The sequence below is a fragment of the Geoalkalibacter sp. genome, from assembly GCF_030604225.1.
Lineage (GTDB): Bacteria > Desulfobacterota > Desulfuromonadia > Desulfuromonadales > Geoalkalibacteraceae > Geoalkalibacter.
On record NZ_JAUVWH010000007.1, the window covers coordinates 33704 to 46698 of the forward strand.

The 12995-nt window shown below is 65.9% G+C and carries 17 protein-coding genes and 1 riboswitch; of the genes, 5 read left to right on the forward strand and 12 right to left on the reverse strand.

Annotated elements, in window-relative coordinates:
* Positions 1-39: 39 nt before the first annotated feature.
* The 12 genes from cbiQ to yihA all read right to left on the reverse strand — a co-directional run bounded on the left by cbiQ (position 40) and on the right by yihA (position 8747).
* A complete protein-coding gene (gene cbiQ / locus QAT43_RS01915; protein ID WP_305041339.1) occupies positions 40-810 on the reverse strand; it encodes a cobalt ECF transporter T component CbiQ in 771 nt (256 codons plus the stop codon).
* Entirely contained in the window at positions 807-1091 is a 285-nt protein-coding gene (locus QAT43_RS01920; RefSeq protein WP_305041340.1) for a hypothetical protein, read from the reverse strand. Before QAT43_RS01920 ends, cbiQ begins: the two co-directional genes overlap by 4 nt.
* A complete protein-coding gene (locus tag QAT43_RS01925) occupies positions 1088-1795 on the reverse strand; it encodes an energy-coupling factor ABC transporter permease (protein ID WP_305041341.1) in 708 nt (235 codons plus the stop codon). The genes QAT43_RS01920 and QAT43_RS01925 overlap by 4 nt, the downstream gene beginning before the upstream one ends.
* Before the next feature lie 89 nt (positions 1796-1884).
* Positions 1885-2517 (reverse strand): precorrin-8X methylmutase, encoded by a 633-nt coding sequence (locus QAT43_RS01930; RefSeq protein ID WP_305041342.1) that lies wholly within the window; start codon positions 2515-2517, stop codon positions 1885-1887.
* Positions 2518-2526: 9 nt separating this feature from the next.
* Positions 2527-2937, reverse strand: coding sequence for a sirohydrochlorin chelatase (locus QAT43_RS01935; RefSeq protein ID WP_305041343.1), 411 nt, complete (start codon positions 2935-2937; stop codon positions 2527-2529).
* A 5-nt stretch (positions 2938-2942) separates the two neighbouring features.
* Positions 2943-4304, reverse strand: coding sequence for a cobyrinate a,c-diamide synthase (locus tag QAT43_RS01940; protein WP_305041344.1), 1362 nt, complete (start codon positions 4302-4304; stop codon positions 2943-2945).
* Positions 4297-4899, reverse strand: coding sequence for an alpha-ribazole phosphatase (gene cobC, locus QAT43_RS01945; RefSeq protein WP_305041345.1), 603 nt, complete (start codon positions 4897-4899; stop codon positions 4297-4299). Before cobC ends, QAT43_RS01940 begins: the two co-directional genes overlap by 8 nt.
* Positions 4896-5651: an adenosylcobinamide-GDP ribazoletransferase gene (cobS, locus tag QAT43_RS01950; RefSeq protein WP_305041346.1), complete on the reverse strand. Its 756-nt coding sequence runs from the start codon at positions 5649-5651 to the stop codon at positions 4896-4898. Before cobS ends, cobC begins: the two co-directional genes overlap by 4 nt.
* The gene (gene cobT, locus QAT43_RS01955; protein ID WP_305041347.1) at positions 5648-6709 is read right to left on the reverse strand and encodes a nicotinate-nucleotide--dimethylbenzimidazole phosphoribosyltransferase; all 1062 of its coding nucleotides are present in this window, start codon (positions 6707-6709) and stop codon (positions 5648-5650) included. The genes cobS and cobT overlap by 4 nt, the downstream gene beginning before the upstream one ends.
* A 26-nt stretch (positions 6710-6735) precedes the next feature.
* Positions 6736-7254 (reverse strand): bifunctional adenosylcobinamide kinase/adenosylcobinamide-phosphate guanylyltransferase, encoded by a 519-nt coding sequence (gene cobU, locus QAT43_RS01960; RefSeq protein WP_305041348.1) that lies wholly within the window; start codon positions 7252-7254, stop codon positions 6736-6738.
* Between the two features lie 5 nt (positions 7255-7259).
* The gene (locus QAT43_RS01965; protein WP_305041349.1) at positions 7260-7781 is read right to left on the reverse strand and encodes a cob(I)yrinic acid a,c-diamide adenosyltransferase; all 522 of its coding nucleotides are present in this window, start codon (positions 7779-7781) and stop codon (positions 7260-7262) included.
* A 100-nt stretch (positions 7782-7881) separates the two neighbouring features.
* Positions 7882-8084, reverse strand: a riboswitch (cobalamin riboswitch).
* A 66-nt stretch (positions 8085-8150) separates the two neighbouring features.
* On the reverse strand, positions 8151-8747 hold the full coding sequence (yihA, locus tag QAT43_RS01970; RefSeq protein WP_305041350.1) for a ribosome biogenesis GTP-binding protein YihA/YsxC: 597 nt from the start codon (positions 8745-8747) through the stop codon (positions 8151-8153).
* A 395-nt stretch (positions 8748-9142) separates the two neighbouring features.
* Here yihA and QAT43_RS01975 point away from each other — a divergent pair, with 395 nt between their 5' ends.
* From QAT43_RS01975 to QAT43_RS01995, 5 genes are all read left to right on the forward strand, one after another.
* Positions 9143-9598: a hypothetical protein gene (locus QAT43_RS01975; protein WP_305041351.1), complete on the forward strand. Its 456-nt coding sequence runs from the start codon at positions 9143-9145 to the stop codon at positions 9596-9598.
* A gap of 169 nt (positions 9599-9767) precedes the next feature.
* Positions 9768-10292 (forward strand): ferritin, encoded by a 525-nt coding sequence (locus QAT43_RS01980; protein WP_305041352.1) that lies wholly within the window; start codon positions 9768-9770, stop codon positions 10290-10292.
* Positions 10293-10366: 74 nt separating this feature from the next.
* Positions 10367-11128 (forward strand): RNA methyltransferase, encoded by a 762-nt coding sequence (locus tag QAT43_RS01985; RefSeq protein ID WP_305041353.1) that lies wholly within the window; start codon positions 10367-10369, stop codon positions 11126-11128.
* A gap of 38 nt (positions 11129-11166) precedes the next feature.
* The gene (locus tag QAT43_RS01990) at positions 11167-12120 is read left to right on the forward strand and encodes a diguanylate cyclase (protein WP_305041354.1); all 954 of its coding nucleotides are present in this window, start codon (positions 11167-11169) and stop codon (positions 12118-12120) included.
* Positions 12117-12995, forward strand: an 879-nt coding sequence (locus tag QAT43_RS01995) for an NAD-dependent epimerase/dehydratase family protein (RefSeq protein ID WP_305041355.1), incomplete at its 3' end; no start/stop codon positions are given. The genes QAT43_RS01990 and QAT43_RS01995, both read left to right, overlap by 4 nt.

Here is a 12995-nt window from a genome sequence, read left to right on the forward strand (position 1 = left end):
ATAGGTGAAAGGCAAAGACCAAAGCTGATGAAAAAACCATCAGCGCAGGGTGAAAATTGTCAGCAGCAGGCCTAGGCCGAAAAGCAGGACGCATGCGTCGCGCTTGGGCAGCGGGCGCGTCATGACGTCGGTCAGGGCGCCTCGGTAGCCGCGACACAGCATGGCGGCGAAGTTGCGCTCGGCGCGGTCGAAGGTGCGCAGGATCAGCATGCCGCCGAGGATCGCCGAGGAGTTCAGGCCGGCGCGCGGGCTGACGTAGCCCAGGCGGCTTTTCTGCGCGTTGCGGACGCGCACCCCTTCCTCCAGCAGCAGAAAAATATAACGGTACATGATCATGGCCAATTCCACCAGCACCGGCGGGCAGCGGAAGAAACGCGCCGCGCGCAGCAACTCGGGCAGGGGCGTGGTCAGGGCGAAGAACAGCAGCACGCCCATGCCGCCGAGGATGCGCAGGGCCAGCTCCAGACCGCGCCGCACGCCACCGCTGGTGATGAGCCATTCCCAGGCCAGAAGCGGCACGCGCAGCAGGAGTTCGCCGTCCTTGACCCAGAACAGCTGGGTGAGCAGGGCCACCAGGGCGATGAGGACCGGCACCGCCATGCGCTTCGCGAAGGCCCGGGGCGGCACGCCTGCCGCCATGACCAAGACCGCCGCCAGCAGCAACAGCAGCAGGGGCACGCGCAGGCCGCCGGCCAACAGGTTGACGAGCAGGGCGGCAAGCAACAGCACCAGCTTGACGCGGCCGTCGAGGGCCACCAGCAGGCGGCGGCTGTCGCCCTGGGCGTCGATGAACTGATGAGCGCCGCTCATTGGGATGGCGGTTCCTTTTTCCCGGCCACGAAAATCTTGTGCCAGTAATAGCCCATGACGAAGCCGCCGGCGGCGCCGGCCAGAGCGAACAGAAACAGCAGCAAATCGCCCTGATCGGTGTCGATGAAGGGTTCGCGCGGTTCACGACCCAACTCCCGGGCGAATTTCTCCACCACCATTTCATCGACGCCGGGCCACTTGGGGCGCTCCTCCTCGGCGCCCGCCGCCGCGCCAAGGGCCAGGCTCAGCAGCAATGCCAGAAGGGCCAGGGCGTTTTTCATGTCGCCGCCTCCCGGGTTAGTCCGACCTTGCGCAGGATGTCGGGACGGTTCCTGCGCACATAGACGAGGATGCCGCCAGTGACGGCCCCTTCGAGCAGCGCCAAGGGAATTTGCGTGGGCATGAACGCCAGATAGATCTGTCCCAGAACCCCCCAGAAGGAATGGTCCCCGTGCAGGGCCAGGGCCAACTCCAGGGAGGTGCTCAGATAAGTGAGCAGATCCGCTGCCACCCCGGCGGCAAAGCCGCACCAGAACAGGGGCAGGCCGAGGCGACGGGTGAGGAGAAAGGCGCCGAAGGCACCGAAGGAGCCGACCACACCCATGGAAAAGGTGTTGCCGCCCAGGGTGGTGAGGCCGCCGTGGGCGAGGAACAGGGCCTGCAGCAGCAGGGAAAGGAAGGCAATGACCACGCTGGCGAAGGGCCCGAGAAAAATCGCGCTCAGGCCCGTGCCCGCCGGGTGGGCGGTGCTGCCCGCCACCGGCACCGGAATGGGAAAGCAGCTGAAAACAAACACCGCCGCGCCGAAGATGCCGAGCAGGGGGATGTACATGGGGTCGATCTTCTTGCGGCGGTTGATCTGGCGGACCCCCAGCGCGACAAAGGGGGCCGCCGCGAGAAACCAGAACAGCGCCCAGCCGGCGGGCAGGATCCCTTCGGAGATGTGCATGGCCGCGGCGTTGGCGGGCACAAGGATCACCCCCATGACCAGAACCAGGAAACATACCGCGAGGCCTCCCCCTTTGGCAAAGGGGGGGGGGAGGGATCGGCGGACAGGACCTGACATTGCCATGCTCAATCCTCCTCGGCGAGGATCATCAGGGCGTTGAGGATGGCCGCGGCGATGGCCGAGCCGCCCTTGCGGCCGCGACAGACAATGGCCGGCAGGCCGGAGGCGAGCAGTGCCTCCTTGGATTCCTCGGCGCCGACAAAGCCCACCGGCACGCCCACCACCAGGGCCGGGCGCACCACCCCGGCCGCCGCCAGGCGCAGCAGTTCGTAGAGCGCGGTGGGCGCGTTGCCGATGAGAAAAATTGATGCCCCATCCGCGACGCCCTTGCGCGTGGCGAGAATCGAGCGGGTGATGCCCTGGGCCTTGGCCGCGGCGGCGACATCGGCGTCGGCCACATGACAGGCGAGGCGGCCGCCCAAGGCGCCGAGGCGTGTTTTGTTGACCCCGGCCAGAACCATGTTGGTGTCGCAGAGAATGCGCGACCCGCCGCGCAGGGCGTTCAGGGCGGCGTCCACCGCTCCCGGGGTGAACCAGGTGGTGCGGGCGAATTCGAAGTCGGCGGTGGTGTGGATCACACGCCGGACCACGGGCCACTGCTGCTTGTCGTAGGCATGGGCGCCGACCTCGTCATCGATGATGGCGAAGCTTTGCGCCTCGATGGCCGCCGGGTCGCGCAGAATCGCGGTGTCGTCCATGGCCGCGGCTCAGCCGGCCTTGGCGGTGTTGAGCGAGGCCTGCCAGCCGGCCCGGGCCAGGGCGTGATCAATGCGCTCGCAGACGATTTCGCCGAGCTTGGGGTGCACGCCGAGGGGCTCGCCGAGGGCCATTTCCAGGCCGGGATAGCGGGCGGCTGCTTCCGCCATTTCTTCCGGCAGATCCTCGAGCACGTGGGCGCCGGCGAAGAGAAAATAGGGATAGAGCAGGATGCGTTGCGCGCCCTGGGCCACGCATGCGTCGATGCCCTTTTGGATGTTGGGCGCGTGCTGTTCGCGAAACGCGACTTCGACGATGTTGAAGCCGGTGCACTCGCGCACCATGGCGGCAATGGCGTGCAGGGCGTCGTTGGCGGCGGCGACCCGCGAGCCGTGGCCCATGAGCAAAATGGCGGTCTTCATGGAAATCATGCTCCTTTGCGGCAAAAATTGACGAAATGGGCGGCAGCCGCGGGATGGCTGCCGAAGTGCAGATGAACGTAGCTGCCCAGCACGTTGCCCCGGCGGTAGCCTTCGTCGGGCAACAGCTCCCCGTCGCGGCGCGTCAGGCGATAGGTGCGCGCGACCTCGGGCGGCATGGCCATCTCCGAGTAGTGAAATTCGTGGCCGCGCAGGCGCGTGCCCGCCGGTCCCAGCAGGCCGTCGGCGGTCAGGGTCACTTCCCGGTAGCCGAGGGCCTTGCGCCGTTTGAGCAGCGTCGCGCGGGCGGGAAATACCCCGGCCATGGCCTGGCCGTCGATGCTTTCACCAAGCAGCATCAGACCGCCACATTCCGCGTAGATGGGAAGTCCCCGCTCCGCCGCTTGGCGGAGCGCGGCGAGCAGGGTGGTATTGGCGGCCAACTGCGCGGCGTGGAGTTCGGGGTAGCCGCCGCCCAGGTAGAGGCCGTCGATGTTGTCCGGCAGCCGCTGGTCGCGCAGGGGCGAAAAAAATACCAGTTGGGCGCCGGCGGCTTCCAGCAGTTCGAGGTTGTCCGGGTAGTAGAAACAGAAGGCCTGGTCGCGGGCCACGGCGATGCGCGCCCCGTGGTTTGCCCGCGGGGCCGGGGCGCAGTTGTATGGGACGCAGGGGGCCGATGGGACGCAGGGGACAAGTCGGTCGAGATCGACGTGGCGCTCCAGCCAGTCAGCGAGGCGCTGGTGGAAATCCTCGCCGGGCGCGGCATCCTCGGCGGTGACCAGGCCGAGGTGGCGTTCGGGCAGGCTCAATTCGGCGTCGCGCGGCAGGCAGCCGAGCAGGGGCGGCAGGCCAGCCACGGAGGCAAAGGCTTGCCGCAGGATTGCGGCGTGGCGGGGACTGCCGACGCGGTTGCAGATGACCCCGGCAAATTGCAGGCGCGGATCGAAACGGGTGAAACCCTGGGCGAGGGCGGCGGCGCTGCGCGCCTGGGCGCGGGCGTCGATGACCAGCAGCACCCGGGCGCCAAGCCAGCGGGCGATCTCGGCGCTGCTGCCCTGGTCATCATGGCCGGAGGCTCCGTCGAACAGGCCCATGACGCCTTCGATGATTGCGATATCCGCGTCCCGGCTGCCGCGCGCAAAAAGATCGCGCACGGTTGTTTCATCGCACATCCAGCCGTCGAGATTGCGCGACGGGCGCCCGCAGGCGGCGGCATGGTGGCCGGGATCGATGAAATCGGGACCGACCTTGAAAGGTGCCACCCGCAACCCGCGTCGGCGCAGGGCGGCCAGCAGGGCCAGGGTCAGGGTGGTCTTGCCGCTGCCGCTCGCCGGGGCGGCGACCAGGACGCTGGGAATCGCCTCAGCCATTAAGCAGTCTCACCACCGCGTTGCCGTCGGCGAAATAGTCGATGAGGTTGAGACAGGCATAATCCTGTTCGATGGCGAACATCTGCTTGAGGGGAGCGCCGATGGCGTCGAGGAGGATCACGCGATTGACGCCGCCATGGCCCACCAGCACGATTTCCTCGCCGCGATGCCGCGCGACGAGGGCGTGCAGGGCCGGTCGCACGCGCTTCGCCATCTCGGCGAGGCTCTCGCCGCCGGGCACGCGGTAGTTGACCAGGTCGCTGAGGCGCGCCTGCCACTGGTCGGGGTAGAGATCCTGCAATTCCTGCCAGGTGCGTCCTTCCCAGGCGCCGATGTGCAGTTCGCGCACCTCCGGCAGCAAGACCGGCTCCAGGCCGCGGGCGGTCGCGATACAGCGGGCGGCGTAGGCGCAACGCGACAGGTCGCTGCTGTAGACCGCGGCGAGGGGGCGCTCGGCGAGACGCGCGGCAAGCTGCTCGGACTGGCTGCGCCCGAGGGGCGTGAGAGCCACGTCGGCCTGGCCGTTGTAGCGCTTGTTGCCGAAGCCTTCGACCTGGCCGTGGCGCATGAGGTAGACGCGGGTGTGGGACGTCATGCGCCGAGAACCGCCAGCATCAGCAGCAGGGTCAGCACTTCCACGACTTCCGTGGCGGCGCCGAGAACATCGCCCGTCACCCCGCCGAGGCGCGCCTCGAAAAAGCGCAGCAGCACCATGGCCGCCAGGCCGATGAGGAACACGAGGAAGATGCCCTTGAGGCCGAAGAGGACCAGCGCCGCGAGGAGCAGGGTCGCCGTGCCGATGAGAAATTCACGCTCGCCGGCATGGTCGACGAAGGCGCCGCCGGTGCCGCCCTCGGGGCGGATGTAGCGGCAGAAGGAAGCCAGCACCACCTGAATCCAGCGCCCCGCGCAGGGCATGAAGAGCAGGGCCGCGGCCTTGTATCCCTCGGGCAGGTTGTAGAGGGACAGGTACTTGAGCAACAGCACCATGACCAGGCCGATGACGCCCATGGCGCCGACGCGGCTGTCCTTCATGATGCGCAGGATGCCCTCGCGGTCCTTGCCGCCGGCCAGGCCGTCGACCAGATCCGCCATGCCGTCGAGATGCAGGGCGCCGGTGGCGGCGATGAGCAGCAGGATCAGCAGGCAGTCGAGGACCGCGCGCGGCAGAAAGGCGCCCAGCGCCCAGTTGAGCACCACCAGGCCCAGACCCAGGATCAGGCCGACGGCGGGAAAAAATGCCATGCTGCGGCCGAGGCGCTCCGGGGGCGCTTCCACGCCGCGCGCCACCGGAAAGCGGGTCAGAAAAGCCCCGGCGATGCGTAGTTCCTGCCATTCTGTTTTCATTGGTCCCTCCCGCGACTGACACCGGCTTCGTCGAACGTCTGGATTTCACGCAGGCCGCGCAGGGCGGCTTCGATGAGGCTCATGGCCAGGGCGGCGCCGGTGCCTTCGCCGAGGCGCATGTGCAGGTCGAGAATGGGCTGCTGGGCCATGCGTTCGAGCAAGACCGCGTGGCCGACTTCCACCGAGCGATGGGCGGCGAACACATACTCGCGTACCTGCGGGTGCAGTTCGCAGGCGATGAGCGCGCCGGCGGTGGAAATGAAGCCGTCCACCACCACCGGCAGGGAACGCGCCGCGCAGCCCAGCACCAGTCCGGCGATGCCGCCGATCTCGAAGCCGCCGACCTTGGCCAGCACGTCGAGGGGATCCTGGGGATTGGGCTGGTTGACGCGCAGGCCTTCCTCGATGACGGCGATCTTGTGCCGCAGGGCGGCATCGTCGATGCCCGTGCCGCGATGGGTCACCTGGGCGACGGGCAAGCCGCTGAACAGCGCGGCGATGGCCGCCGAAGGCGTGGTGTTGGCGATCCCCATGTCGCCGGTGCCGAGCAGGTCGACGCCGGCGTCCGCCGCCGCATCGGCCAGGGCGATGCCCGTTTCCACCGCCGCAAGCGCCTGGGCGCGGGTCATGGCCGGGCCGCGGCGGAAATTGGCGGTGCCGGGGGCGATCTTGCGGGCGATCAAGCCCGGCTGCGCGCCGAAATCATGATCCACGCCCATGTCCACCACCCGCACCTCGGCGCCGGCGTGCCGGGCCAGGGCGTTGACCCCGGCCCCGCCGGCGAGGAAATTGTAGACCATCTGCGGCGTCACCTCGCGGGGGAAGGCGCTCACCCCTTCCTCGGCCACGCCGTGGTCGCCGGCGAAGGTGTAGATTTCCTTGCGGCGGATATCCTCGCGGCCGGTGATGGCGACATAGCGGCGGGCGAATTCCTCCAGTCGGCCCAGGGAGCCGCGCGGTTTGGTCTGGCGGTCGAGGCGCGCCTGCACGGCGGCCATGCGCTCGAGGTCGACGGGGCGGATGGCCGACAGGGCCTGGACCAGGGTGGGGGCGGGCATGGGGATTTTCTCCAAAAAATACAAGGTTATTTTAGGCGCAATGGGCAGCCCGCGGCGACCAGCCAGGCCTCGTCGGCCACGGCGGCCAGGCGCTGGTTGGCGGTGCCGGCCAGGTCGCGGAACAGGCGCGCCAAGCGGTTTTCCGGCACGATGCCGCTGCCGACCTCGTTGCTCACGAGAAACACCGGGATCTTTATGCCCGGCAGCACGGCGGCCAAGCGGTCGACGGCTTCAAGAATCTTGTCCTGATCTTCCTCGTGCTGAAAGAGCAGGTTGCTCAACCACAGGGTGACGCAATCGAAGAGCACTGCGCCGTAACCCGAAGCCTCTGCCAGGGCGCGGGCAATCTCCAGGGGTTCCTCGCGGGTCTGCCAGCGCACGCCGCGCTCGGCCTGATGGAGGCGGATGCGCTCGGCCATCTCCGCATCGGCGGCCTGGGCGGCGGCCAGGTAGAGCAGGGGGCCGGAGCAGGCTTCGGCCCGGCGCTGGGCGAAGCCGCTCTTGCCCGAGCGTGCCCCGCCGGTGATGAAAACCACAGGTGCCATGGCGTCTAGAACTCCACGCCGCGTCGCGCGGCGATGCCCTGATCAAAGGGATGCTTGATCTTATCGACGCGGCTGACCAGGTGAGCGCGTTCGATCACCTCGGGCCGGGCGTTGCGCCCCGTCAACACCAGTTCCGTGCCGGGGGGGCGCTCGTCGAGAAATTGCAGAAAGTCGCCTAGGTCGAGCAATTCGCGGTGCAGGACGCCGTTGATCTCATCGAGCACCACCAGGTCGTAGGGTTCCTTCGCCAGTCGCCGTTTGACCTCGGCAAAGGTTTCCGTGACGCTGCGCCGCAGCAACTCCCGGTCCCGGCTCTGGTAAATGCCGCCGACCCCGGCGCTGAGGATGTCCAGACCGGGACTCTTTTCCAGGAAACTCACTTCCCCGCCGGCGGGCTGCTCGGTCTTGAGAAAGCGCACCAGCAGAACGCGCAGTCCCTGACCGAGAGCGCGCACCACCAGCCCCAGGGCGGCGGTGGTCTTGCCCTTGCCCTCGCCGGTATAGACCTGAATCAATCCCGCTTCCACGCGCATCCTTTTCGTGTGCCACGAAAAAACCCCGGTCTCCGCGAAAGAGGCCGGGGTTCATGAAGGCGAACGACAGGCCCCACCCCTTCCCGCGAAGGATGAGCAAACCGGCGTTCGGGCAGGTCTCCTGGCTTGCGGATCCTCCTACTGGCCGGGGCCTTCCCGTTTCTCGAGGAAACAGTGGCATGTCGTCCGGCGTTCGTCACCGCTTACAGTTGCGGGGCAGCGAGGGATTCGCACCCTCTTCCCTATTCTCCCGCCGTCGCCGTGGCTGGGGCGGGCACCCGAAACAAAAATGGTTCTATGGACGTAAATGAGAGACAAAGCCTCTTGTAGCAGAGGCATGGAATTCTGTCAATGGTCGAAAAATCAAGGATTTTCCTCCGGGGCAAGGGCCTGGGCGACCCGCTCCCAGACTTCCTCGCGACCCTCGCGGCTGGTGGCGGAGAACAGGGTGAAGGCATCCACCGGCAGGGCGCAGGCCTCGGCGATTTTCTTAAGAAGAGCCGGCCGCCGGCCCCGTGTCACCTTGTCCGCCTTGGTCACCACCAGGATGGTCGGGATCTGGTATTCCTCGAGCCAATCGAGAAATTGCAAATCCTCCTCGCTGGGAATCCGCCGGATGTCGAGGATCAGCACCACGGCCCGCAGGCTGCGACGCTTTTCGAGGTAGGTGCGGATCATCGGTCCCCAGGCGCGCTTGACCGCCAGGGGCACCTTGGCGAAGCCGTAGCCGGGCAGGTCGACCAACTGGAAGGCGTCGTTGACGGTAAAGAAGTTGAGCAGTTGGGTGCGCCCCGGCGTCGAGGAGGTGCGCACCAGGCCGCGGCGCCCGAGCAGGCAGTTGATCATCGAGCTTTTGCCGACGTTGCTGCGTCCGGCAAAGGCGATTTCCGGCAGGCTTTCCTCGGGATAGTGCTCGGGGTGGACGGCGCTTTTGAGAAATTCGGCGGATTTTATGTGCAAATTGGAACCTCAAGGAATAAAAGGTTTGCATGTGGCTGCTTGGCAAGCGCGGCGCGCATGTTAGCATGTTTAGGGCTCAGGGGCGAGAGAATCCGGGGTTTTTTCCGCGGGCGACACCGGGCGTACGTCCCGCCGATCAAGCTCGGGCGACCTCGATTTTCTTGGGCTGACCGCAGGTGGAAACGGGGAAAAACCGTTGAATTTTTTTTCAAAAACTGCTAAGAGATGATGCTGGCAGCAGCCATTTAAAAGGTAGCTAATTCGCCGGGCAATATTCGGCGGCTTGACTCCAGGGTCGGTCAAGGACGTCTTCCGCTTGATCCTAGGATGCCCGACGGAATTTTTCTTTTCAGAACTTCTGTCATTTGATTAACAATAAAAAGGAGATTTTTGAAATGAATGTCTGCAAGTGGCTGCGCCTTGTCGCCATCCCTATGCTGGTCCTGGCCCTGCTGGTCGGTACCGCCGTGGGGGCCTCCGCCCGTTCGGGCAAATTTGTCACCATCGATGGGCAGGAAATCAGCTTTTTTCGCATCGAGGACCGCAGCGTCATCAAGGGTTGGCTGAATGGCACCGCCATCGAGGTTCCCATGGATTCCGTCGGCGAGGTCGTCTTTTTCGAAAGCCCCAATGCCAGTTACAGCATGTTCGGCAACGACATCAGCGCCGGCGAGATCGAATTGACCCGCAAGGTCGACGGTCGCAAGTTCATCGTGCAGGACGCCTTTCTTCCTTCCAATTGTGACTGCACCTATCTGACCTACGCCTTTCGCAATCCCTTCACCGACGAAATCAATCGCAGCAACATCGCCATCGACGGCCTGCGTCGCATCGTCTTCGACGATCGCTGAGCCGCGTTTCCGTGCAAGGGTTTCAAGGGCAGGTTCGCCGCGGGTGGATCTGCCTTTTTTCGTTATTGGCCCTGCCTGGACAAACCCGACATGCCTGGTATAAATTGACCGGATCGGTCAGTCTCTCAACGACCCCAAGCCTTTATTCAACCTTTGCGGAGGATTTGCCATGCTGAGCCAGACCCTGCAGGATGCCCTGAACGAGCAGATGAAGAACGAATTTTTCTCCGCCTATCTCTACAAGGCCATGGCCGCCTATTTCGAGTCCGAGGATCTGCCCGGCTTTGCCGTGTGGATGCGGGTGCAGGCCATGGAGGAAATGACCCACGGCGAAATGTTTTTCAACTTCATCTGCGAGGCCGGCGGACGGGCGGTGCTCCACGCCATTGACGCGCCCAAGGGCGACTATGCCTCGCCCTACGACGTCTTCGAGTATGCCCTGGAGCATGAGTATTTCGTCACCGATCGCATCAACAAACTCATGGATCTCGCCCGCGCCGAAAGCAACCATGCCACCCAGATCTTTCTGCAGTGGTTCGTCACCGAGCAGGTGGAGGAAGAGGCGAGCTTCGGGCTGATGAAGAAAAAGCTCAAGCGCGTCGAGGGCGACGGCCGCGGCTTGCTGATGCTCGATCAGGAGGCCGGGACGCGCACCTTCACCCCGCCCGCCGGTTTGACCGTGACCGGTGCCTGAAATTTTTGCGCAACCAGCAAAAAGGGGAGCCCCGCCGCTCCCCTTTTTGCGTTGATCCGTCGAGTCTGTCCGTCATGAATTCTTTGTCCTTGCCTGAGCGCCTGGCCGTCATTCTGGTCGAACCCCGCCATCCCGGCAACATCGGCATGGTGTGTCGCGCCATGGCCAATTTCGGGGTAAGCGACCTGCGTCTGGTCAATCCCTGTCCGCATCTGCATCCCGAGGCGCATAAAATGGCGGTGTTCGCCGCCGATCTGCTCGGACAAGCACAGCTTTACGGGAGTCTCGAGGACGCCCTGGCCGATCTCGAAATCAGCGTGGCCACCACGCGGCGAGCCGGGCGTTTGCGCGGCGAGCTGCTGGATGTGGCCCAGTTGCCGTCGCACTTGGCCGGACTCTCCGCCGCCGGTCGCGCCGGCCTGGTGTTCGGCCGCGAGGACGCCGGGCTGACCAATGCCGAGGTGGCCTTGTGCAGCCATGCCGTCACCATCCCCACCAGTGCGCGCCAGGGTTCCCTCAACCTGGCGCAGGCGGTGCTGGTCTGTCTTTATGAAACCTGTCGCGGCGCATTTGGCGAAGGCGGCGCGCCGGAGGCCGGGGAACCCGCCGCCCAGGGCGAACTGACGGCCCTGTTTGCCGAGATGGAAGCGGTTCTCCAGCGCATCGCCTTTCTCAACCCGGCGCGCCCCGAGGCGGTGATGAATCCGCTGCGCGACATTTTTCGCCGGGCGGGACTGTCCGTGGCGGAAGCCGGCATGCTGCGCGGCATGTGGAACCAGTTGAGTTGGAGCATCCGCGATTGGCGCGGGCGCCGCAAGGGTGAGGAAAACCCGTAGCTCGTCAAAGGTTTCTTTCTCAGGAAAGGTCCTGTTCCATGATGCATGCCCCAAGCAGTTCACCCCCCGGTTATCCGGTGCTCATCGTCGAGGACAATCCGCCCCTGTGCCGCCTGCTGCAGGAAACGCTCGGCGAGGCGGGCCACGCTTCCGTCTGCGTCGGCAGCGGGCCGCAGGCCCTCGCCCAGTTGGAAGGGGAGTATTTCCCCATCGTCGTCACCGATCTGGCTATCCCCGGCATGGACGGCCTGGATCTGTGCCGCACCATCCGCGCGCGCTTTCAGAACCATTACATCTACATCATCGTGCTGACCGCGCGCGACTCCCAGGAGGATCTCCTCGAGGGCCTGGAAGCCGGCGCCGACGAGTATCTGGTCAAGCCCGTGGGCGCGGCCGAGCTGCGGGCGCGCCTCAAGATCGCCCGGCGTATCCTCGCCCTCGAGCAATCCCTGAAAAAAAGCCTGGAGGAATTCAAGAGCCTCTCGGTGATCGATGCGCTCACCGGCTTTTTCAACCGCCGCTACCTGGTGGAGCATTTGCCCCAGGAAATCAAGCGCGCGGTGCGCTACGGGCGTCCGCTGTCCATCCTGCTGTTCGACTTCGACCATTTCAAGGACGTCAACGATCGTTTCGGCCATCTGGTGGGGGACGAGGTGCTGCGACAGTGCGCGTCCTGCGTGGGCGAAGCCCTGCGCCAGGATCTGGACTGGGCGGTTCGCTACGGGGGCGAGGAGTTTCTCGTGGTGTTGCCGGAAACTCCTCTGGAAGGGGCGTTGGTCGTGGCCGAGCGGCTGCGTCGCTGTTTCGCCGAGCGTGACATCCTCACGACGGCTGGGGCCCTGCGGGTGACGGCCAGCTTTGGCGTCGCGAGCCTGCCCCGCATGGCGCCGCAGCAGCGCTTGCCCATGGAAACCCTCATCGAATGCGCCGATCGCCGCCTCTACGAAGCCAAGAGCGAGGGGCGCAATTGCATCAAGGGACATCAGCTATGAAGGATCAGACGACCCCGGGCGCTCTGTTCATCGTCGGCTGCGGCGATCTGGGGCGCCGCCTGGCGCGGCTTGCCTTGGCGGACAGCCGTCCGGTCGGGGCCCTGGTGCGCGATGGCCGGCAGGCCGAGACGTTGCGCGGGCTGGGGATCACGGCCCTGGTGGGTGATTTGGACCGGCGGGAGAGTCTGCCGTCGCTGCCTGTCGGCGGAGCGACGGTCTATTATTTCGCGCCGCCTCAGGGCGGAGGCTACAGCGATGCGCGGGTGAAAAATTTCCTCGCTGCCCTGACCCCCGGCGAGATGCCGGCGCGGCTGGTTTACCTGAGCACCAGCGGCGTGTACGGCGATACGGGCGGTTTGCCGGCGACGGAAGAGGTGGCGCCGCATCCCCTGACCTCCCGCGCCCGGCGTCGGCTGGATGCCGAGGAAACCCTGCGCGCCTGGGGAAAGGACCAGGCGGTGGCCGTCGTGACCCTGCGCGTCACCAACATTTATGGGCCGGGTCGGCTGCCCCTCTACCACTTGCAGACCGGCCATCCCCTGCTGGTCGAGGAGCAATCCCGTCCCACCAGCCGCATTCACGTGGAGGATCTGGCGCGCGTCTGTCTGGCGGCTGAGCGGGGCGCGGCGGGGGCGGTGTACAACGTCTGCGATCTGGAGCCCTGTTCGGCCACCGCCTACTTTGCCGCCGTGGCCGCGGCGGCGGGTTTGGCCTGCCCGCCGCGGATTCCCCTGGACGAGGCGCGCCGGGTGATGAAGCCCCTGCTGCTGAGTTATTTCACCGAGGAACGTCTGCTGTGCAACGACAGGATGCTGCGCGAGCTGGGGGTGGAGTTGCGCTATCCGACCCTCGCCCAAGGCTTGGCGGCAAGCCTC

Coding starts and splice junctions, on each gene's coding strand:
- QAT43_RS01980 (WP_305041352.1), top strand. CDS start 9,768: ATGCTGAGCCAGACCCTGCAGGATGCCCTGAACGAGCAGATGAAGAAC.
- cobT (WP_305041347.1), bottom strand. CDS start 6,709: ATGCCCGCCCCCACCCTGGTCCAGGCCCTGTCGGCCATCCGCCCCGTC.
- QAT43_RS01930 (WP_305041342.1), bottom strand. CDS start 2,517: ATGGACGACACCGCGATTCTGCGCGACCCGGCGGCCATCGAGGCGCAA.
- cbiQ (WP_305041339.1), bottom strand. CDS start 810: ATGAGCGGCGCTCATCAGTTCATCGACGCCCAGGGCGACAGCCGCCGC.
- QAT43_RS01925 (WP_305041341.1), bottom strand. CDS start 1,795: ATGGGGGTGATCCTTGTGCCCGCCAACGCCGCGGCCATGCACATCTCC.
- QAT43_RS01935 (WP_305041343.1), bottom strand. CDS start 2,937: ATGAAGACCGCCATTTTGCTCATGGGCCACGGCTCGCGGGTCGCCGCC.
- cobC (WP_305041345.1), bottom strand. CDS start 4,899: ATGACGTCCCACACCCGCGTCTACCTCATGCGCCACGGCCAGGTCGAA.
- QAT43_RS01920 (WP_305041340.1), bottom strand. CDS start 1,091: ATGAAAAACGCCCTGGCCCTTCTGGCATTGCTGCTGAGCCTGGCCCTT.
- QAT43_RS01940 (WP_305041344.1), bottom strand. CDS start 4,304: ATGGCTGAGGCGATTCCCAGCGTCCTGGTCGCCGCCCCGGCGAGCGGC.
- cobS (WP_305041346.1), bottom strand. CDS start 5,651: ATGAAAACAGAATGGCAGGAACTACGCATCGCCGGGGCTTTTCTGACC.
- QAT43_RS01990 (WP_305041354.1), top strand. CDS start 11,167: ATGATGCATGCCCCAAGCAGTTCACCCCCCGGTTATCCGGTGCTCATC.
- QAT43_RS01975 (WP_305041351.1), top strand. CDS start 9,143: ATGAATGTCTGCAAGTGGCTGCGCCTTGTCGCCATCCCTATGCTGGTC.
- cobU (WP_305041348.1), bottom strand. CDS start 7,254: ATGGCACCTGTGGTTTTCATCACCGGCGGGGCACGCTCGGGCAAGAGC.
- QAT43_RS01985 (WP_305041353.1), top strand. CDS start 10,367: ATGAATTCTTTGTCCTTGCCTGAGCGCCTGGCCGTCATTCTGGTCGAA.